We start from the raw sequence: 22442 nt of genomic DNA, 5'->3' as shown, positions 1-22442 counted from the left end.
CTCCTAATTAGTGCGATGCCCGTCATCGCCAATAGATTCAGGCTCTGGTAGTGCTGGCGGTTGGGCATCTTCATATGGTTTAGGTGGCGTGATCTCACCAGCGCTTAATACCTCTTCGATTAAAGGAATTAACCGCTGTAAGGTTCTATCTTTTCTAAATGCTTCTCTGCACGCTATTCGTACCTCTCGATCTGGCTGTTTTGGTCTTTTACTTGCTACTTTAAAGGCAGCGGGTACAACCGTATCAAATTTAATAATATCAGCAATATCATATACAAATGACAGCGGTTTACCGGAATGTAAAAAGCCAATTGCAGGGGCATAACCTGCGGCTAAAATAGCAGCCTCAGTTACACCATATAAACATGATGTGGCGGCACTAATACATTGGTTGATAATATCACCAGCTTGCCAATCTTTTGCATCGTAACGGCGTCCTTTCCATTCGACATTATATTGTTTAGCTAGTAATGCGTAAGTTTTACGAACACGCGCCCCTTCGATTCCTCGGAGTTGATCAACACTACGTCGCTCTGGCGCGACTTCACCAAAACGCAATTCAAACATTTTTCGCACTACTTTTAGACGTAAAGTTTCATCAAGCGCTAGCTTTGCTTGATATAGTAATTTATCTGATCTTGCACCTCCAGGCTGCCCTACGGAATAGAGCCTGACCCCAGCTTGACCGACCCAGATCAGCAATGTGCCTGTCGTGGCTGCAAGCTTTACCGCAGCATGGCTTATACGTGTGCCGGGTTCGAGTAAAATACACACCACTGAGCCAACGGGTATATGCATTCGCTCACCATTGACTTCGTCAATCACAACAAATGCACCATCACGAACATCAATGCGCCCCATCGCTACAAAAATCATCGAATTACGATCTTTAATTGGTATGGGTTTAAGCTGGAGAAAAGCCATTGTTAACTATCTGCTTTATATAAAATGAACTCACCTTTTACTAATGCTTTAAATAAAGGCAAGTCGTGTTGGTACTTACGTTGTACTGATTTAAAAATCGATTTAGCTTCTTTGTTTAACGCTTCAATAGCCTCTTTTCTTAACTGTGTAGCTTCTTTTCGATTAACATCTAATAAGATCTGCTGAACAATTTGCTGCGCATTCGATGTAAATTTTTGTATTGCCTGGTTTTTAATACCTCCAACAAAGTTTTTATCGTAACCCACACCGAATATTTTATTGAACGCTAATGAGAGTTTTTCCTTTTGAGTTAAACCTGCATTGATAACTAACGATATTCTTGAATTGTTTTTAGATAATGATGATGGCATTGAATATAAATCATAGACTCGCCCAGCGATCGAGCCTTGATCGGCAATATTTCCACCTACAAGGAGACTTAAACACAAATCTACACCCAATTTATTTTGAAATTGGTTGATAATGAATGCTGGTTTAACTGATGTTTTATCTGTTTCTTTACCGATAACATATGATGTTAATTCTTGCCATGACTGCCAATATTGATCTCGTGCGCAAACGGCATATATACCATCTTCTTTTACATTTCTTGGTGTATAAGGGTGTAACCACCAGCCAGCACCATTATCACGACCTTTTTTGGTGGAGCCATACGATCCACTATACTTAACGCGCTGAAAAGTAGTTACACTCTGATCTGCTGTGTTGCCACATATATCACAAGTACATGGAGTATCAATTACTGGAAAATCAATATGATAAGCAAGTGCAAATAAACCACGTTCTAAACCAATTTTGGGTGCAGAATAAATGTCTGATATCGGCGGAATATCCCACATAAAACGACTTTCGGCATCATCATCTAGTTGGGCTTGCTCATTAAAGTAATCAATACAAACAGTATTTAATAAAATTGTCGACTTTAAATTTTCACCAGAAATAAGAGTGCTTATAGAACCACCACCACGAATACCTGTAGCACCTGTTGGCCCAAAACACTCACCTTTAATATTCATGTGTAAATTATAATTTAAAACATGTGTACAGTCGGTGCAGCAAATACTCACTTCGCTAGACTCTGAAAATAACCCTAGGGCATTTGCTGAACCGCCACATTCAATGCCAGAGACTAATTTGGTAATAGGCCCATCGGCTATTTTTGCTTTACTAGGAAAAGCTGAACGCATAAAACGCTCACCTTCAAACCACTGGCTATCGACTTTTTCAAGTAGTGCATCATATTGTCCAGGGCTTAATCCATTTGCTAAATAATCATTCAAATCTGATATTGTTGGCTTTAACACTACTGTTGAAAGTGATGACAACATTTGCAACATAGCCAACTGTGTTTCATCAAAAAAATACTGTAACTGATAGTCTTTATTTGAGGTCAAAATATCTTTTAATGACACTTTGCCATCAGTCGTTGAAATAAAGGGATCTTTAAGTAAGTTCACTAGCCAACTCCTGTTCAGGTTTAATCATTTCACCACTGACATACACCATTCGCATCGCGTACTTTCTAGATGCAAGTGTTAACTTATCCCTTACTTGTATTCGAGCTACTTGGTTTTCACCTTCAATATCACTAAAAATTTGACCTTTATTCGCCAATTTTTTTAATGCGATTGCTGGGTTACTTTCATCCATTACACGATCAAATAACGGTCTAGTTAATGGGCAACATTTCCGTCCCTGAAATAAGGTGAATTTAGGCGCTTTAACGGCCGCTTCTAATTTACTAATTAGTTCACATTCAGCACTAATAGCAAAGGTGTGCTCGCTGTCACACCAATATTCACGGTATGTGGGTTTTGTGCCTTTTTGAATTTTACCGTCAGGGCTACGGAAATTTTGCACTGTATGATAATCCATCATTTTTTCACCTGCTTGATTTACTTGCACCGCTGTCGTAATTTGTTCTGACAGCTCATAAAGTGCTTGTTGCTCTTTACGGGTAATACCTAGTGCCGCAGCCAATAACCCCACAATGGCTGAACGGGTAGGAAAATGATTTGCTCGCCTATGGACATCAAAGGTTTGCAAGCCATAAGCTGATAAACCTTCAGTTTTTAGAATTAACGTTTTCATAAACAACTCCCATGTTGTGAAACTAATTAAAACGTTAACTCACTAATTTTACTGACTAAGGTTATTTTTTCACTCAATGCTGTTTGAGTTAAATCGAATGCTTTGGCTTGTGATTGTAATTCGTAGCCATCAACTAACATTTCGTAATGAGATACTAAGGCTTTTATTGATTCTTCCATGACTTCACCGGTATTTTTGATCGGCTTCCTAAATGCATTTGCTAATGACAGAGGTTGATTTGAACTTGTACATAAAACGAAATCAGCTTTATTGTGTGCTGCAAATGTTTTCTGTTTAGCTGATGGTGAGACTTGAGCAAAGCAATTTACTATTGTATTTACAATGTGTTTAGTTTCGCTGACCGTTTTTTTGGTATTTTTTGCTAAAAGCTCCACATCTATTGAAGCATAACGATAAAACACGCCAGAGCTAAATTCATGGGTGCCAATATGACCAGAGCCTTGTTCAGCCAAATCATCACACGCTGTAAACCAATCAACTTCAATATCTGCGCTATGAGTTGTTAAGCTATGTGCTACGCTCATTGCTGCTTCAACATTACGTTCAGGGCAACTTGCGTCCATTCTTCCCGATAGTGCAACATCTATAGTGGGTATTTGAACGATTTTCTTTAAATCTTTTAATTCAGTTCCTGCTTGAACCATATTAATAGCTTCTCTGATCGCTCCAATAGAGTAAGGTTGTACCGCATCAAAAAAACGGAGTTTTTCTTTTGTTTCTTTGTTCGTTTCAGTTTTTACTTTTGAGCCCATATTTTCTAAAACGTCTTCAATTAATTTAGCTTCAAATTCAGGCAATTCTTTAATACACAAAGCGAATAAATCATCAAACTTGTTCGTTCTAATTGATAGTTCTTCAACATTTTCTTTGTATAGATCACTTTGGCGAATTGCTCTTTTTAAACACTGACTTGATATGCGACTTCTGATTGTTCCACCGAATACGGCAGTTTTTTGTAAGCCCGAATCATCACGGTTCATCATTGATGATGGATGAGAAATTAACGCATGGATATTAATAAAAGTTGTCATTTGAATGTCCTTTTTAAAATTTTTTAAATACTTAAATTTGAATAAGATTAATCTTGTTCTGCTAAAATAAATTCTTTTAAAAGTTGGCGGCGGGAGTTTTCACCCCAAAATTGTGCTAACTTCCCTAAGCTTTCTAATTGCACTTGTTTACAACGCACTAATTGACGTTTTAAATACTCAATTGCATTGTCACCGCTGCGGGTTATTTGAATAATTTGTGACTCTTTTACGCCTGCTTTTAAAAGAGCAAGAGCTACAGATTGCGCTTCACTTTCTTGAGAAACATCAATTGATGTCATCAAAAATAAAATACGTTGTGTTTGCGTAGTATCTTTAGCACCAGAAAACCTCAAAACTCTAAAGTAAGCAGGGCAATTTGCTAGCTTGCTTAGATTGCATCTTTTCAGCTCCGCTTGGTCACCTTTGCTTAAACTACTGTAAGCGTTATAAATACGTTGATACATAAATTCCCCTAAGTTAACTTGCTTTCGCTAAAGATAATAAACCGGCACCAGCATGTTTTTGTCGGCCAATACCCATAACCAGCGCCTGATAAATTTGATCAGCATTAGTAATTTGTAAAACCCCTTCAAAACAAACAAAGCGATTATTAAAGCTCTTTTTGTTTTTCACTAAAAAACTATCAAGTGCTGTAACGGTGACATTTGCCCCAGAGAGTTTTCGATGCAGCCAAGCGATTTGTTCGTTCTCATTTTTTATTTCAATCACTTTCTTACCTTGGCTAATACATTTAGTAGGATAAGCAACTAATTTAAATTTATAGAACTCTTCATTTTCCACCGTTGGATTAAATGGTTTACTTTGTAAAACGTTAGATTCTTCGCTACTGACCGGCTCTGTGGCCGATTGCAGCAACACCGTCACTTCACCCGTTGCCATTGTATTTTCTACTCGAAATAAATGATCTCGCCGACGTTCAGGGGTATTGGGAAACAAACTCCAAATAGCCTGATGCTGTTCATAACTGTCGGTCGCTTTTAGTGCAACTATGGATATGTACATACCTTCTCCCTAGAATATTTAATCTTATTATTCATTCTTTAGAGGCAAAAATACCCCTAATTCACTGTAATTAATGTCATGATTAACAATCGCTTTTACACAATATAAATCAGGATCCTGTTTGCCTTTTGCATGTTTTTTTGCAATTGCTACAGTACTTAACTCTCTGTCTTGTTGCTCTTGATAATCACCGCCATGCCATAATTCACCTTGTTCGTTAAGCAATACAACGGTTGCGGTCATTTCACCTTCACGGGTTAATAAAGCGCAGCGTGGGTCAACATCATTTAATGGTTTTGAATCGAGAACGCTATACATTTTGGCGGTATAAGCAGAACCATCTTGTTCTTGTTGATAACTTTCAAATAAGGAGAGTAACTCTTCTGGTTCTTCCGTATATGCTTGTTCATTGTGAACATACTCGATAGCGTCACGGTAACAATCTGGAAAAGTAAGCTTAGAGTTTTTATTCAGGTATTGATTTGTACGATATAAAACGCGGATATTACGGTAAACAAAACCACTACCTTGATAATGCGTTTTCCAACTAGATATTGGTTGATCTGGGAGTAAGGTAATAAAAGTAGGTTGTTTTATACGTGTACTGCGAGGGCTTAACTCGGTATTTATACGGTCGTGACGCCATAGTCTGCCCATACGCTGCATTAAAAATTCAATGGGGGCTATTTGACTCACCAAAAGATCAAAATCTAAATCAAGGGATTGTTCTACCACTTGCGTCGCAACTAAAATACGGCCTTGACGGCCAGCATGTTTACCATAAATATCTAAAATTTGCTTTTCTATTCTGGCTCTATCTGAAAAGGTATAACGGGCATGTAATAAATCTATTTCTAATGGTTCATCTTCGGTATTAATTTGAGATTTTAACTGTTGATATAAATTTTGTGCATCATGCACGGTATTACAAATAACACCGATAACTGCACCATTTTTTGCGTGTTCAATTAAGCTTTGTTGTTGTTCTGCAGTTGGCAATAAGTCATTGGACAGCCAATTTTCTAAATAAACTTTTTTTCGTGCTATGGGTTGTTTCAAATCAATTTCTTGGGTTTTTCCATCCATACCAACATGAGTGACCAGTGGATACTCAATACTGCTGACTTTACCTGAGTACGGCTTAACCAATTTAGTTTTTAATGACAAAGGCAAAGTTGCAGAAAGTAATATGACACTAGAATACGCTTGATGTTGCCCTTGTAACACACGTTCTATTAAAGCGTACATATAAGCATCGAAACTATGGATTTCATCTAAAATAAGGACCGACTTTCTAGTACCAAATGAACGGATAAACTGGTGCTTAATACCCAACACCCCCATTAATATTTGATCAACGGTTGCAACTGACAAAGAACCTAAAAAAGCTCTTTTGCTTGATTGATGTAAAAATCCATTTTCATCTGGTATTAAGTATTTAGATTTACTATGCGCCAATGTAAGTGTGCTATCTGGAAATAACTTACTAGCAGCTTCACCTATGCGTTCAAATAAACCATTAGCGGTTGCTTGAGTGGGTAAACCAAAAACAATTCCATCTGCTAAATTTTTCTCTATCAACATAGATGCATAAGCTAATGCAAATTCTGTTTTTCCTGAGCCAGTATCAGATTCAACAATAGTTAAACCTGTTTCTAATGGCATATCATTCAATAGGGTTTGTATACCGCGAGGTTGGTATGGTGAGAATAAATATTCAAAACCTGCACCATTTAACTTATTTAATACACCCGCTTCAATTAACGCTTGTTTAGCTCGTGGTAAAGTGCACTGATAATATTCATTTAAATCCTCAACTTTAGTTTTAAAACTAGTGATTGAAGAACCAATCCAATCGGCAACACTGCATAAACCAGCTAACATTGGAATATCGCCGATATCTGGAATTTCTGTTAAACCTGTCCAAGCCAAACAAAATTCAATCCATTCTTTTCGTGCAACTTTATCTAACTCAACTAATTCTTCATCAGCGTCAGGTTCAGCTAAATTACGGTCAATCGATGTATCACAATAACCATGATGACCGGCTACAGCTTTCATTGCCTCGTTATGGCCGTAAGACTTCATAAAGTGAAGATAACCATGCGAGCCATGTGCGTATTTTTCAGGCTCAACCTCAAACTCTTCGCCTTGTAACTGAACTCTTATTTCTTCTACATAGTTTTGAAATCGAGCATCAAATTTTCCCAAATCATGCAGTAGAACATAAAACAATATTATTGCTTTAGCATCTGATTCCAGGCAGTTAATTTGTATAGCAATTTGCTTTAGCAAAGTGCGAGATTCAGTTAACCAAATGTCAGCAACCGCTGCCACATCCAAACAATGATAAGGTAATAAATGATAATCAGCGCCACTTTGTAACGGATCTTTTTTCGCTTTTCCCCAATATTTAAAATAACTTGGTATCGACATCACTCTATTCCTTAACGGGTTTTATCAAACCCTACGCTTACTAGGTTAATTCAACAACACTGTACATTTATCACCTGTCGCTTAGTTGTACATATTCTTTTATTCGTTATTTTATAGTCAGTTGATTTAAATCAACGAGGTAAATAAGGCTGTAACTGGGCTAAGCATTCAGGACTTAATATGATTTGTTGCGCTTCAGGATTAACGTGATAACTAACAACACCTAATTGTTTTAAAAGGTAAAGTAATAAAGCTGCTCGTATTTTTAGAGTGCGCTGATATCGGCCATTGGGCTGCAATTGCATTTGGTGATCGAGCGCAATAATACGCGCTTTGTTTTGGGCTAAACGCGGATCAGGTTCTATTATTACGTTGAGGTGAGTTTGCCATAATGTGTCGTGTTTTTGGTCAAATTGGGCGGCGCCTTCAAATTCATATTCGCCACTAAAACGGGTTAATACAAAATCTCGAAAGTCTTGGTTTTTTTCACAGTAGGCTCGAACATGCCAACGAGTACCATCAAACACTAAATTATGTGGGCTGATAATTCTTGATTCGAATTCTGGGCTAGCAATGGATGCATAACCAACATCAACACGTAACTTTTGTTTCAGCGCTTGTAAAACGCCTCTTACTTTATCTGGTTGTATGGGTGCAAGTGGTGAGTTTAGCCATGTAAGATACTTACTTTGATCTTGCATACTCGCTTGTGTGGTTTTTAAGTAATTGGTTAGATCCAGCTGCTTAAACTTGGGTATAAAATTATCGCTTGCTTGATACCCTTTTAGCGAGTTGTTGTAAATTAAACTGTGTGGGTTGAGCGCTAAATAATCTTGAATCAACTGGGATGCATTAGAACGACTTACACCAAAATGCTGCTGCAAATGATTGGTTGTCAGGCGTCCTTCCCATTGAATAATGAGCTCTATAAAATGAAAGCGTTGTTGGATATTGTAGTTAAGTGGCTGGCTATTTTGATCGGTTGTTTCAACCATGCGTTCCCTGCACTATTATTTTTTATTGTTATTTTAAGTTATCAGAAAAACCATTGATTACAAGCAGAATTCCTTTTCTGCCTGAACGGCTTGTTGTAGGTCAAAAATTAAACATTCTTTCGAGTGCGGCCTCTAATGACAAGTGCACACATCGTTTATTTGCGATCTACTTAATTACAGTTGTGCTGGGCTTTCTGCGATCCCTTTGACGTTTGCCGTTAAAATAAATACGGCGCCGCTGTAGGGGTATTGTTTTAGTATCTCAGGTTCTAGGCCAGTACGGGCGGAGGTAACGGCGACGGTTGTTAGATCATCGCCAAAAAAAGTGAGGCTGGTGATCCTAGGTGCGGGAAGTCGATAAAAATGCACGATAGTGCCATTTTCACAAAAACGATAAAGGCCGTGGCCATTCCAAGACGCGACCCACAAGTGATTGTCGTTATCGACTGTCATGCCATCGGGAAAGCCCATTGTCTCGTCAAATTTTACAAATACTCGCTTATTGCTAAGCTCACCTTGCTCATTTAAATCAAATTGATAAATAGTGCGGGTGGATGATTCTGTTGAATATAAAATACGGCCGTTTTTACTTATTGCAGGGCCATTACTGATCACATAATTGCTATCAACAATGGTTGGCGTTTGTTGCTGACCAAAGCGATACAACGCCCCAGTATTGTGTTGTTCATGTTTATCCATAGTGCCGAAAAACACATGCCCGTTGCGGTCGGTTTTGGCATCATTTAAACGGTTATTTACTGCAAGAGTAGCCAGTGGATACAACTCACTAGGTTGGAACGTGTTGTTATCAAGGTAATAAATGCCGCGCTCAAAACCTGCGATTAAACGCTGTTCGGTGGTTTCCATTATCCAACAAATAGCCTGCTCCATCGGGTAACGGCACACTGTTTGTTGCTGGCAATCAAAACGGTAAAGTAGTTTGTCTAAAATATCGACCCAAAATAAACACTTTAGCGATGCGCTGTAATATGGCCCTTCGCCAAGTAAACATTGGCAAGGAATGATCATTTTAATCGAGTTAATCGCCATTATTTACCTTAAAACAGCATGTGAGTTTATTGCGCTATTTTAACGTTGAAAGAAAATCAGTGCCAGCCCTGAAAAAGTCGCCACAATAATAATTAAAATACGCGTGGCTTGTTCATTAATTGTATTATTTAACAAGTATGAAAGCCCCCAACCAATTAAAATGGCGGGTAAGCATTCAATAAATAGCAGTAAGTCATTAGAGTCAGCGGTGCCCGTAAGCAGCAGCGCAGTGATCCCAAATAAATTAATAAACACGAAGAAAATACTTAAGTTAGCTTTGATTTTATCTTTATTTTGCGCTTGATAAAGTAGTCCCATCGGAGCGCCGCCTGCGGATGTGGTAGTACCAATAAAACCGGATGCTAGTGATGCCAGTACATTAGAGATAAAGGTAAGCTTAGGCGACCAACCTGTAAGTGATAACGCAACTGCAATTAGTAAACAACAACCGAGTAAAATACGATACTGATGGGGATCAACATGCAACATTACCGCTGCAGCAATTAACACTCCTACGGCGCCACCAAAAATTGAATAGCCGGTTTGCTTTAGATCTATTGCGCCACGGTGCTTTATGGCAAGAATTGAGGTGAGTAATAAAGCATTTAAAATCATTGGCCCTGGCACTAACTCTGGCATAAGCCAGTATAAAATAGGTGCGCACAATAAGCCAAGACCAAACCCAATCACGCATTGCAAGCATGCGCCTATTATTAATATAAAATAAACTAATACGATATCGGGCAACGCGTTTCTACCTTATTTAACTAGGTTTGACTAATTTACAGACAAGAATATCCTAATATTATAATATCATTGGCGTTAGGTAAATTTTTTTTACTGAATTTTAAGTCCAACCAGCATCAACAACAAGTGATTGTGCGGTCATCATTTTACTGTCGTCTGCGGCTAAAAATAATGCGGCATTAACAATATCATCCGCCTGTAATGTTTCATTTATACATTGATTATGTCTAACATCTTCAATCATATCTGGAGTTAACCAATGCGTTATTTGCCGTTCGGTCATCACCCAGCCAGGTACTAAGGTGTTAATACGAATATTATCTTTACCATAAGTCGCAGCTAATGAACGGGTTAGTCCTTCGATCCCAGCTTTTGCCGTGGTGTAAGCAGGCATGCCAGTTTGCTTAATACGCCAACTCACTGACCCCATATTAATAATACTACCACCACCAATTCGCTGCATTTGCGGGGCAACAGCTTGCGCCGAAAAAAAACAAGGCCGTAAATTAACGGCTAACTTATCATCCCAGTATTCAACACTCATGGTATCGGCAACGTGGCGAGTATCGTCAGCGGCATTGTTGATCAATACGCTGATCTCACCTTGTGTTTTGCCCGTTGTTTCAATAGCGGCTTTTAATTGTTCAATGTCACGAAGATCACAGTAAATATACTGCGGATCAAAGCGATACTGGCCAGCTAACTGGCTACACAATTGCTCACCTTGCTGTTTGGCAATATCAATAAAAGTTACTTTTGCATGCTGCTGACAAAAGCGCTTTACCATGACTTCACCGATCCCTGTTGCACCGCCGGTAATAAAAACACTTTTACCAGCGAGACTTGGATAACTTGTTGTGTGTGATGTTGAGACTGGCATGATTTCCTTAAGTATTAAGATAATTCATTAACAAAACATGGTTATTTCGATTCGTTTTGTGACTCTTTTTCAGCTATTTCTTTTTCAATAAATGACATAGCTTCGTCAATCATATACGTCATCATGTTTTTAGCGCGCTCAGGCTCACCATTTAAAATTGCTTGATACACTTTAAAGTGTTCATCCGCAATGGCTTTTTTATTACCTTTCGCGGGTGTTGTATGCTGAATACTAACGTTAAGAGCAGTACAAATAAAATCACGCAATTGAAAGAAAAAACGATTACCGCTGGCAAACAAAATTGCGGTATGAAAAGCTAAATCACTTTCATGGATTTCGCCATCGGAGGCATCAGCCGCCGCTTGCATTTTTTCAACTGCAATCGCAATCTCTGCAATTGCGCCTTTATCAGCACGTCTTGCTGCAAGTGCCGCTGCTTGCGGTTCAATAGCTAAGCGTACTTGTAAAAATTCTTTTAACACATATAAGGTCGGGCTACTATCGAGCAACCATTTTAATACGCTGGTGTCGTATAAATTCCATGTGTTTGCTGGTTCAACGCGGATGCCTTGGCGTGGGCGCGATGAAATAAGCCCTTTGGCAGCAAGCATTTTTACTGCTTCACGAATAGCAGTACGACTAATGCCATACTCTTCACATAATTTTGCTTCAGTAGGTAAACCCGTTTCAGCAGTGTAATGACCATTAATAATGGCTTTACCTAACTCATTGGTTACCTGTTGCGACAAATTTAAATTTTCAATGCGTGCCATAAACAGTTCCTTTAAAAATACTTATTCTATGATACTACTATAACCTTACCGCGTCATCAGGCAAATCTTTGACAATGCTACTGTAAATACTTTTTTCCGCTGTTTGAACTGTGTAATTGCTGAAAACATAAAAATTTAAAGCATTACTAATTTTTAACAAATCTCTTTCATTCGCCTAATTTGTATTATAATATTTTTATACACACAAATAATCCGGATTGATCTCCGGGCTTAGATGGAATTAAAGATGATCGAATTAAGTACACTCGACTGGCTAGTGTTAGCGGGATTTTTTGTTTTGTTATTAGCCGTTGTCGTCGTCTCGATGAGACAAAAAGAAGAAGATACTACAGATTATTTTTTAGCTGGGCGTAATGCGAGTTGGTTAGTTATTGGTGCGTCAATTTTTGCCTCGAATATTGGCTCAGAACACCTCGTTGGTTTATCTGGTGCAGGTGCACAATCAGGCATGGCATTAGCCCACTGGGAAATGCAATCTTGGATTATTTTATTACTTGGTTGGGTGTTTGTGCCTTTTTACTGGAGCAGTAAAGTATATACCATGCCGGAGTTTTTAGAGCGTCGCTATAATTCAAAATCACGCACTTTTTTATCGGTTATTTCCTTGATCAGTTATGTACTGACTAAAGTAGCAGTGACTGTTTATGCTGGCGGCATCGCTTTTAAGACTATTTTAGGAATTGAAAGCATTTGGGGCATTGATTTCTTCTGGATCTCAGCCATTGCTTTAGTAGTGATCACCGGTATCTATACTGTACTCGGGGGTATGAAAGCCATCATGTGGACCTCTGTTTTACAAACGCCAGTACTTATTATTGGCTCTGTGGTGATCTTAGTTGTCGGTTTGGATAAAGTCGGCGGGTGGTCTGAAGTTGAACGCATAAACGATATGAACATGCATTTAATTCGCAGTGCCTCAGATACCGAGTTTCCGTGGCCGGGGATCGTATTTGGTTCATTTATCATTGGTTTTTGGTACTGGTGTACAGACCAATATATTGTACAACGGGTACTGTCGGCGAAAGGCATTAAAGAAGCTCGTCGCGGTACTATGTTTGCAGGTTACTTAAAGCTATTACCTATTTTTATCTTTTTAGTACCGGGCATGATTGCCTATGCACTAAAAGTTAAAGGCGTTATTAGTTATGACAGTGCGGACCAAGCGTTTCCCACATTGGTTGCCGAGTTACTCCCATCCGGCGTCAAAGGCATCGTAATTGGTGGTTTAGTGGCCGCATTAATGAGCTCGTTAGCGTCGTTATTTAACTCATCAGCGACGTTATTTACTATCGATTTCTATAAAAAATTCAAACCCGAATCGAGCGAAAAGCATCTGTTAAAAGTTGGCCGCTTAGCAACCGTTGCAATTGTTATTTTAGGCTTATTGTGGATCCCCATTATGAGCTTAATTGCTGATGTACTTTATGAGTACTTACAAAGCGTTCAATCGTTAATAGCCCCAGGTATTGCCGCCGTGTTCTTGCTAGGTATATGCAGTAAACGTTTTACTCCTGATGCTGGTTTTATCGGTTTAGTGTCTGGGTTTGTGTTAGGTATGATCAGATTAGTACTATTGCCTTTCAAAGATGCTATCAGCGGTACACCGCTTGCGTGGATCACCGACATGAATTGGCTTTACTACTGTATTTTACTGTTTGTAGTGGTGGTAGTGATAATGATTGTGGTGAGTTTTTTCACTAAACCCGCCAGTGAAGAGCAGCTTAAAGGCTTAACCTTCTCAAGTATCGGCAAAGATACTTTAAAAGAAGTGGCTGCCGGATTAGATAAGTGGGATTACATTCATACTGCGGGGATCATCGGTATCACTGCGTTTATTTACTACCGCTTCTGGTAAAACTTAATTAGTTGTTCCCACGTTTATAGGGAGTGTTATCACTCCCTTTTTTGCACACAGATAAAGACACTCATTAATCAGGCTACCTAGCTTCCTCTCGTGTTGTTAGCCTCAGTGCCAATTAATGAACAATCATAAAGTGGTGATGATGAACACTCTGCTTAAAATTGCATCTATAAGTTCTCTAGTATTACTCAGTAGCTGCTCCTCAATAATTCCCCAAAAAAGTGTAGAAGCACGCTTTGTTCCTGAGCGTATGGACGACTTTGCGTTTGAAAATGATAAGGTTGCCTTTCGCGTTTATGGGCCTGCTTTAACAGACTCTGCTGAAAACAACGGTACTGACTGCTGGCTTAAACGGGTTGATTACCCAATTATTAATAAATGGTATAAAGGAGAACGAGAAGGTATCTCTTATCATGAAGATCATGGTGAAGGTTACGACCCTTATCATGTTGGTAATTCATTAGGCTGTGGCTCAATGGCCCTATGGGATGAAAATGCCGATAAAAGCGACAGACTGATACAGCCCAATGTGTATACTGATTATTCAATAATAGAAAAAACCGCTGATAAAGTCGTTTTTGAGCTCACTTACCAGTATAACGATAAAGACATCACCGAGAAAAAACGCTACACACTTGAAAAAGGTAGCCAATTTTATAAAGTACACAGCCAATTTACGCACAATGGTCAACCCATTCAACTTAAAGTTGCTGTGGGTGTCACTACCCATGAAGGTAAAGCACAAACACATGTAAACTCTGAAGGTGATGCAATAACAACGTGGGAAACCATTGACGGTAGCCAAGTGGGTACATCTGTACTATTACCTAAATTTACCCACACTCACTATATTTTACAACAAAGTGATAAGAAAGATCGTTCGCATGCACTGCTTGTTGCGCAAACGAATAAAGCGGGTGAAATTACCTATTATGCTGGTTTTGCTTGGTCAAAAGCGGGTGATATAACAACCTTCAAACAATGGCAAGATTATGCGAGTAACTATTTAGCCAAAGATAAAAACAAACAAGTAACCGCAGAATCTGTAAAGTCATTAACGAAAAAAGTAGCAGACTGGCAAATTGCACATTTTGACGAAGAAGGTAAATACCGCGCGCTGCCACGCAAACCACCACAGTGGATGAATCGCGAGCAATATCATGATTTAGAGTGGCATCATGGTGCCCTTTACGCGGGTATGAACGAATGGCGTAAAATTGCTGATGATGATAAATATACAAACTTTTTAATGGAAATTGGTCAGCGAAATGACTGGAAACTTCACCAGCGCCCTTATCACGCCGATGATCAAACGGTAGGTCAATTTTATCTGTCTTTATACGAAGACTTCCACCAACCAGAAATGCTTGAACCAACACGTAAGCAATTTGATTGGATTTTGGCTCACCCAAAAACCGGCACACTTGATTGGCTTGCCGAAAATACTCATGCCCATGATCGTTGGGGCTGGTGTGATGCATTATTTATGGCACCGCCTGTATGGGCACGTTTAGCTAAAATTACCGGTGAAGAAAAATACTTAGACTTTATGGATCAAGAGTACCACGCCACGTATGACCTATTGTGGAGTGAGAAAGATCAGCTATTTTGGCGTGATTCTAGTTTCTTTGATAAACACGAAAAAAATGGCGAAGACGTTTTTTGGGCTCGTGGCAATGGCTGGGTATTTGGTGGATTAGCTTTGATGATACCTGACTTACCAGTTACTTGGGAAAAGCGCGATTTTTACATTAATTTGTATAAAAAAATGGCGGCACGTTTAATTGAAATCCAACGTGAAGATGGCACATGGTCAATGGGATTATTAGGTGGAACCGAAGGTTACCCAATAAAAGAAACCAGCGGTACGTCGTTTTATGCATATGGTATTGCATGGGGTATCAACCAAGGTTACTTAGATAAAGTCACTTACCGTCCAGCGTTAATGAAAGCATGGCAAGCGCTGCAAAATTCAGTCACCGCTGAAGGCATGCTCGCCTTCGTACAGCCTGTAGGCGCAGCTCCTGGAGATTCATTTCCAGATTACACTGAAGTGTATGGTGTTGGAGCATTTTTAGCAGCCGGTAGTGAAGTGTATAAACTACTTGAAGATGAAAAACCAAAAAAACACGTCGCTCACAATACAATTCAAACGTTAATGCATAATGCAGGGTGGTGTTGGTTTCAAGATCCCCGCGCCATTATCCAAAACGGTAAACTAATTATCGGTAGCGTTGCTGGCAATGGTGTGGGTGACGCTGCGGTAGGTGTCTACGACCTTGATAAAAAGCAACTACTCGGTCGTACCACATTAAAAACTGAATTTGACCATGATGATCATAACTCACCGGTTTTTTATGCGCGTCCTGATGGCAGTGTATTAACCGTTTACGCACGTCATAATAGTGAAAAAGCACATTACTACCGTATTTCAAATTCTGACAATTTTTTAAATTGGGGCGAAGAGAAAACGATACAAAGTCCTGCCAACGTAACCTACATGAACTTATATGACTTATCCGATGAAGGAACACTTTATAACCTTTATCGCGGTATTGATTGGAATCCAACGTATGTTACATCAAAAGACGATGGTGCTACCTGGAGCGATGAACATGTTCATCTCATTCAAAATGAAGTCCCAGGCGTACAAAGACCGTATGCACGCTATGCAGGGAATGGCAAAGACACCATAGGTTTGTCATTTACTGACGCTCATCCGCGTGATTTTGGTAACAGCATTTATTATTCTGAGTTTCGAGATGGTAATTTCTATAACGTGGATGGCACATTGATTAAAAACCTGAAAAAGGAAGGTCCGCTAAAACCCTCCGAAGCAGAGAAATTATTTCAAGGTGGCGGCGGAACCTTCCGCGGTGTTGATTTAAGTGTTGAAAAAAGCGCTTGGACCAGCTCAGTAGCATTTGATGATAAAGGCTATCCACACGTTGCTTATACTTATTATTTAAATAATCAAGATCAGCGCTATCGTATTGCATCTTGGGATGGCAAAAAATGGCATGACCGTGAAGTTGCGTTTGCAGGAAGCCGTTTATATGACCGTGAAGCCAGCTATACAGGCTTAATCACTGTGGATCCTAGCGACCCTTCTCACGTGGTTATTTCAAGTAATGTAAATCCTACGACAGGTGAGTCTTTATCAATGCCGCATCAAATATTTAGCGCACACATTGGGCTTGATGATGATACTAAAAGTATTCAGTGGCAGCAGTTAACACATGATAAGCACAATGAAAATTTACGCCCTATGATAGTCAACTCTGATCAACATAAAGTGATTATGTGGTTACAAGGGCAATATAATAGTTGGACAGACTATTATTTAGATGCTGTAGGGATTATTGTTGAGTAATCAGCCCTAATTCATTAAAAAGGAGCCACAGGCTCCTTTTTTATTATCAGCTCTATAATTAGTCCGGAAACTCTGGCGAAAGAATAGGAAATCCTTGGTCATCCCACTTTATTATACGCGCTCGCGCATGGCGATTTGGATCTGTTAACGGTGTTCCTTTAAGCTCTTTATAATCACGGCTGTGGTAAATTAATAAGTCTGTAACACCGTCCTCTGCTTTTACAAAACTATTGTGACCTGGACCAAAGCGCCCTACTTTTTCGTTACTTGCAAAAATTGGCTGTGGCTTTTTATGCCAGCTTGCGGGGTCGAGTAAATCAGCATCTGCATCGGCCCATAACAAGCCCATTGCATAGCGATCATCGGTGGCACTGGCAGAATAAGTTAACATGACTTTATTGCCATGCTTAATGACTGCTGCACCTTCATTCACCTTATAGCCTTGAATTTCCCAATCAAGTGTTGGCTCTGAAATATTAACTATTGGCTCTTTTATCGATGTTGGTGAGTCCATTTGTGCAATCCACAATGCAGAGTTGTACGTTGCGGGTTGGTTTTGTTGTGCCCAAACTAAATAGCGTTTGCCGTTGTGGCTAAATGTTGTGGCATCCAACGAAAAACTATCAAGGTGGGTTTTTAATTGCCCCATTTCTTGCCATTGGCCCTTCATCGGATTTTTGTTGTCATTTTTAAGCACAAACATACGAATACTAAACGGCTTTTCTACATCACCCGCTGCAAAATGAATATACCAACTGCCATCAACTTTATGTAGCTCTGGTGCCCAAATATTGGTACTCATTGGGCCTTTTTCATTTTTATGCCAAATCACTTTTGGCTCTGCTAGTTTCAAGTCATTAAGTCTACAAGCTTGACGTAATTCAATTTCGTCAAACTTAGGGGATGTACCAATAAAGGTATAACAACCGGTTTTTTCATCGCGGACCAACCAAGGATCAGCGCGTTGCAAAACAATCGGGTTATCAATTGGCATTAATGTTGGGCTATTATTTGCCTCTGCAACACTGTAAAAGCATGACATACTAAGTACGCTTACAATTGCAGTGGCAATCAGATTCTTGGCCATGGTATTTCCTATTTTTATAGTTTAATTTCCATTGTTAATATTGTATTACATATATTATAGTAGCTGATAAGTTTAATGATTAAAATAAAAAGGTAGGCAACTATGAAACACGCAAAAAAGTTCGCTCATACATGTAAACTGCTCGGTGCAAGCACATTACTTTGTTTAGCAAGTAATACCATGGCTAAACAAGTTGAAGTACACGACCCTGTAATGACCAAAGAAGGCGATACCTATTACGTCTTTAGCACGGGTATGGGGATCACGTATTACGAATCCAAAGACATGAAAAATTGGCAGCTTACCGGGCGCGTATTTAAAGACGAGCCGAGCTGGGCAAAACGAGTTGCCAGTGACTTTGGTGGCCACCTTTGGGCGCCGGATGTATACCAAAAAGATGGCAAGTTTTACCTTTATTATTCTGTGTCTGCGTTTGGTAAAAACACCTCGGCGATCGGTGTAACGGTTAACGAAACTCTAGATCCTAAATCACCAGATTATAAATGGATAGATCACGGTATAGTTATACAGTCTGTGCCTGAGCGTGATAACTGGAATGCCATAGATCCAGCGATTGTTGAAGATGACAATGGTACACCATGGATGAGCTTTGGTTCGTTTTGGGGCGGTCTTAAATTAGTGAAACTTGACGATGATATGGTACGTTTGGCACAACCACAAGAATGGCATAGCATTTCAGCACGCCCTAACACTGAACACGGACCTGTAGAAGCACCATATATCTTTAAAAAGAATGGCTATTACTACCTATTTGTGTCGTTTGATAAATGCTGCCAAGGTTTAGACAGCACTTACAATGTCCGTGTAGGGCGCAGTAAAAACGTAGAAGGCCCATACCTTGATAAAGAAGGCCGTGACTTAAATAATGGCGGTGGTTCGCTGGTGATCGAAGGTAATAAAGACTGGGTAGCGCTTGGTCATAATGCCGCTTATACCTTTGACGGTAAAGATTACTTAGTACTTCATGCTTACGAAACGGCTGATAACGGTTTACAAAAATTACGTATTCTACCGATGACTTGGGACGATAACTGGCCAGTAGTTGATAGCAAAGATCTAAACAAGCGCACCACTAAGCTGATTGAGAAGTAACACTTAAGAACAGCCACTAAAAAACCTGCATTTTTTGCAGGTTTTTTGTTTTGATATATCGCATTATTAACACAAGAATTACTGCTCTAGCACCAATATTACTCGCTAAAATCAATGAGTTTAATATCCATAAAAATAAGCTGCTCACTGCTTGTCGCTAAAGATTCATTCAGTGCCACACTGTAAATATCGTAGGCTAGATGCGGTAAAATCAAAAGTTCATAACGGCTGCCTTTAGGCATCAGCATGAGTGCTTCTTGCAAACCTTCAATTGCTTCTGCTATCTCATACTCAGCCACTTGCTCGATTTGCCGCGTATCATAAAGCACATGCCCTGTTGCAGTCATCACGCGTTGCTGCACCTTAACAGTAGCATCCCATGAAGGTGGTTCGCCACTTCCCAGTTCAATAATTCGATACATTAAACCCGAGCCGGTTACATGCACACCAGGCTGTGTTATGTATTGCTCTGCGAGCGGGTAGCGCCGAACACTCACTTTAGAATGCACATCGTCATAATGCTGTAAACTCATACTCGTCCTACTAGTTATTATTGATTAAACGAATACCGTAAATACCACCAGCAACCGATCCTTTTATTGCACTAAAGCGCAGTGTTAATGAGCTAGCTTTTTTCATTTCATCAGTTAATGGATAATCAATACTGTAAAATTCTGCACCGGTTTGCTTAGCAGGTAAGCTAACTTTTGCCAGCACCTTACCATTAATTGTGATAGTAAACTTACGTCCAACATCTGCAGTAAAGTAACGGATACGCAGTGCAACTGCCTGCTGCTCTGAGTTAGTTAGCTTATATTCAAACCAACCTGTTGCATCACGCCAATGATGGCCGTTATTAACACCTGCACGGGTATTTTCACCTTTAAAGTCATGCTCAACTTCAGGCTGTTGCTCGCCCGGTGTAATTTGGTCAACGGTCAATAATCGTAATTGCTCTTTTGCTTGTTCAGCCGCTTTTGAATCTTTAACAAATTGAGTAAATTCGGCTTCACTTTGCTGCGGCCAGTAAACTTGATAGCGACTATCATAAAGCCTAAAAAACGGAATTAACTGAGTTGTTTGTGTGCTCCCTATCCCCTGCTGAGCAATGGCGACATTTTTATCTGTGGTAAATGCAAGTTCTGCGCTAGGGGCTCGCTTTAAATCAGCAATAAACTGCTCGGGTTCACTGAGCATGATAGGCAGTGCTTCGGGTGGACAGGTAGGCCCTGCTGCAATATGACCCATGCGACTGTTATCAGCAACAAAGTTTAAATGCTCATTTTTAAACGCTTGTACTTTGGTTGCCATTACCACAGGACCATACAATACCGCATAGTAATCTTGGTCATCAGGCAACTGCTCTGTGTACAGTTTTGGCGCTAAAGAAAAAGTTAATTTATCGCCATCATGCCAGTCATGTTTTATTGCGTAATACCCCTGCTCTGCAGTGGCATTTATTGCTTTGCCATTAAGCTTAAACTGCAATTCATCAGTAACCCAACTTGGTTTACGAATATGCAGCTGCGCTGATGAGTTATGTTTTTTATCTAATGTGTTAATCACTAAGGTTATATTATTAGCATCCGGAAAATGGCTTTGTTGAGTTACTTTTAAGTCCTGTTGCTGCCAATCAAGCGTACTTGGAATAAATAGATTTACCCATAAGTTATCGTCATTTTTACTGTAGATCAGCTCACCGTATTTACTATGATTTTCAATACCTGAACCCACACAACACCACATTGAATCTTGTACCGATGAATACATACGATAGTGCCCAGGACGCATTGGCGTAAAGTACACAAGCCCACCGTGCTCAGGATGTTGTGACGATAAAATATGGTTATAGGTTGCGCGCTCGTAGTATTCTAAATAGCGAGTGTCCGCGGTTTTCAGAAACAGCAGCTTGCTGAGTTTCATCATGTTGTACGTGTTACAGGTTTCAGGGCCTTCAACGTCTTCAACCATCGCGGTAAAATCTTTTTTGTCGTGAAAATGCTCACGCGCACTGTTACCACCAATGGCCACTGAGCGCTCTTTAGTCACTGTTTGCCAAAAATAATCTGCGCCTTGTTGCCACGCTTTATCATCAGTGGCCTCAGCGACCTTCAACATACCAATAATTTTTGGAATTTGGGTATTAGCATGTAAGCCAGTTAGCTTATCTTGTTTTTTTAACAGCGGATCGACAATGCTATTTTGAGTAAACTGTTGCGCTAATTTGAGATAACGCTTATCGCCACTGATCGTCGCCATATCGGCAAATACCGCATTTAAACCGCCATATTCTGAATACAGCATCTGTTGAATCTGCTGCTCGCTTAACTTAGAGGTTAAGTTTAAAAACCATTCGCCTAAATCAAACAGCATGGTTTTTGCTTGTTCACTGCCTGCAATCAAGTAAGCATCACGCAAGCCATGGAAAATTTTGTCTATGTTATAAAGCGGCACCCAACGATCATTTAAACTAAATAAATCGGCTTTAATATTGCCATCATGGATTTGTTGCCACATCGCTTGACCATTTGGTATGCCTCCTAAATAACCGTCATTAACCTGTTGTGCGCGTTGTAGCTCATTTAACATGTAATCTAAACGGCGCTTTAGTTCTTCATCGCCAGTTGCAGCCCACGCAAGGCTTAACGCCGATAAATAATGACCGCCAATGTGACCATCAAGCCCCGAGTCTTCCCAATTACCATAAGATGACGCTTTGGGCTCGATACCAGCTTCACGTAAGTAAGGGGCTAATAATTGATCTGGGTGCAATGCCAATAAATAACGAACGTTAGTTTGCTGGGCATGTAAAAATGGGCTTGCACTTAAGCTAACTTGCTCAAGTGCAAAAAGTTGTTGTGGTGTGCGCTGTGTATGATGCGTATTAACAGTTTTATCGACTGCATTAGGGTGTTCGCTGCAAGCCGATAACAACATTACCGCAAGTGAAAAACTAATAACGTGTGGTAATTTTTTTACTGCTAAAACAAACATA

General features: G+C 39.7%; 18 protein-coding genes. 3 read left to right on the top strand and 15 right to left on the bottom strand.

The window, feature by feature from the left end:
* Positions 1–3 precede the first annotated feature (3 nt).
* The 12 genes from cas1e to H5203_RS02710 all read right to left on the bottom strand — a co-directional run bounded on the left by cas1e (position 4) and on the right by H5203_RS02710 (position 11992).
* Positions 4–924 carry a type I-E CRISPR-associated endonuclease Cas1e gene (gene cas1e / locus H5203_RS02765; protein WP_145234111.1) on the bottom strand — a complete coding sequence of 307 codons (921 nt, stop codon included), beginning with the start codon at positions 922–924 and terminating at the stop codon, positions 4–6.
* Positions 925–926: 2 nt separating this feature from the next.
* Positions 927–2402 carry a type I-E CRISPR-associated protein Cse1/CasA gene (locus H5203_RS02760; protein WP_145234114.1) on the bottom strand — a complete coding sequence of 492 codons (1476 nt, stop codon included), beginning with the start codon at positions 2400–2402 and terminating at the stop codon, positions 927–929.
* A complete protein-coding gene (gene cas5e / locus H5203_RS02755) occupies positions 2389–3036 on the bottom strand; it encodes a type I-E CRISPR-associated protein Cas5/CasD (RefSeq protein WP_145234116.1) in 648 nt (215 codons plus the stop codon). Before cas5e ends, H5203_RS02760 begins: the two co-directional genes overlap by 14 nt.
* 26 nt (positions 3037–3062) lie before the next feature.
* Positions 3063–4088 carry a type I-E CRISPR-associated protein Cas7/Cse4/CasC gene (cas7e, locus tag H5203_RS02750; protein WP_145234118.1) on the bottom strand — a complete coding sequence of 342 codons (1026 nt, stop codon included), beginning with the start codon at positions 4086–4088 and terminating at the stop codon, positions 3063–3065.
* Between the two features lie 47 nt (positions 4089–4135).
* Complete coding sequence (locus H5203_RS02745) at positions 4136–4552, bottom strand: type I-E CRISPR-associated protein Cse2/CasB (RefSeq protein ID WP_145234120.1); 417 nt, start codon at positions 4550–4552, stop codon at positions 4136–4138.
* A gap of 13 nt (positions 4553–4565) precedes the next feature.
* Positions 4566–5111: a type I-E CRISPR-associated protein Cas6/Cse3/CasE gene (gene cas6e / locus H5203_RS02740; protein ID WP_145234122.1), complete on the bottom strand. Its 546-nt coding sequence runs from the start codon at positions 5109–5111 to the stop codon at positions 4566–4568.
* Positions 5112–5138: 27 nt separating this feature from the next.
* Positions 5139–7547 (bottom strand): CRISPR-associated helicase/endonuclease Cas3, encoded by a 2409-nt coding sequence (gene cas3 / locus H5203_RS02735; protein ID WP_182761399.1) that lies wholly within the window; start codon positions 7545–7547, stop codon positions 5139–5141.
* A gap of 131 nt (positions 7548–7678) precedes the next feature.
* Positions 7679–8542, bottom strand: coding sequence for a WYL domain-containing protein (locus tag H5203_RS02730; protein ID WP_145234124.1), 864 nt, complete (start codon positions 8540–8542; stop codon positions 7679–7681).
* 174 nt (positions 8543–8716) lie between these two features.
* On the bottom strand, positions 8717–9592 hold the full coding sequence (locus tag H5203_RS02725; protein WP_145234126.1) for an SMP-30/gluconolactonase/LRE family protein: 876 nt from the start codon (positions 9590–9592) through the stop codon (positions 8717–8719).
* 39 nt (positions 9593–9631) lie between these two features.
* Positions 9632–10339, bottom strand: a complete 708-nt coding sequence (locus H5203_RS02720; protein ID WP_145234128.1) for a sulfite exporter TauE/SafE family protein — start codon at positions 10337–10339, stop codon at positions 9632–9634.
* Positions 10340–10439: 100 nt separating this feature from the next.
* On the bottom strand, positions 10440–11219 hold the full coding sequence (locus H5203_RS02715; protein ID WP_149980061.1) for an SDR family NAD(P)-dependent oxidoreductase: 780 nt from the start codon (positions 11217–11219) through the stop codon (positions 10440–10442).
* A 41-nt stretch (positions 11220–11260) separates the two neighbouring features.
* Complete coding sequence (locus H5203_RS02710) at positions 11261–11992, bottom strand: FadR/GntR family transcriptional regulator (RefSeq protein WP_145234132.1); 732 nt, start codon at positions 11990–11992, stop codon at positions 11261–11263.
* Positions 11993–12239: 247 nt separating this feature from the next.
* Between H5203_RS02710 and H5203_RS02705 the strand changes: the two genes are divergently transcribed.
* Entirely contained in the window at positions 12240–13868 is a 1629-nt protein-coding gene (locus H5203_RS02705; RefSeq protein WP_182819339.1) for a sodium:solute symporter, read from the top strand.
* A gap of 124 nt (positions 13869–13992) precedes the next feature.
* On the top strand, positions 13993–17247 hold the full coding sequence (locus H5203_RS02700; RefSeq protein WP_259401896.1) for a glycoside hydrolase family 88 protein: 3255 nt from the start codon (positions 13993–13995) through the stop codon (positions 17245–17247).
* A gap of 58 nt (positions 17248–17305) precedes the next feature.
* Here the strand turns inward: H5203_RS02700 and H5203_RS02695 are convergent, their stop codons facing one another.
* Complete coding sequence (locus tag H5203_RS02695) at positions 17306–18334, bottom strand: family 43 glycosylhydrolase (protein WP_182819338.1); 1029 nt, start codon at positions 18332–18334, stop codon at positions 17306–17308.
* Positions 18335–18436: 102 nt separating this feature from the next.
* Between H5203_RS02695 and H5203_RS02690 the strand changes: the two genes are divergently transcribed.
* Positions 18437–19447, top strand: coding sequence for an arabinan endo-1,5-alpha-L-arabinosidase (locus H5203_RS02690; RefSeq protein ID WP_149980056.1), 1011 nt, complete (start codon positions 18437–18439; stop codon positions 19445–19447).
* 98 nt (positions 19448–19545) lie between these two features.
* On the opposite strand, the gene H5203_RS02685 is transcribed toward H5203_RS02690, so the two are convergent.
* Both H5203_RS02685 and H5203_RS02680 read right to left on the bottom strand, forming a co-directional pair.
* Entirely contained in the window at positions 19546–19980 is a 435-nt protein-coding gene (locus H5203_RS02685; protein WP_182761407.1) for an FKBP-type peptidyl-prolyl cis-trans isomerase, read from the bottom strand.
* A 10-nt stretch (positions 19981–19990) separates the two neighbouring features.
* Positions 19991–22441, bottom strand: a complete 2451-nt coding sequence (locus H5203_RS02680) for a glycoside hydrolase family 127 protein (RefSeq protein ID WP_182819337.1) — start codon at positions 22439–22441, stop codon at positions 19991–19993.
* Position 22442: the final 1 nt, after the last annotated feature.

This window comes from Pseudoalteromonas sp. SG41-1, assembly GCF_014164575.1.
Classification (GTDB): Bacteria; Pseudomonadota; Gammaproteobacteria; order Enterobacterales; family Alteromonadaceae; genus Pseudoalteromonas; species Pseudoalteromonas rhizosphaerae.
Note: the sequence above shows the minus strand (reverse complement) of the source record. Positions and strands in the feature narration are given on the sequence as shown.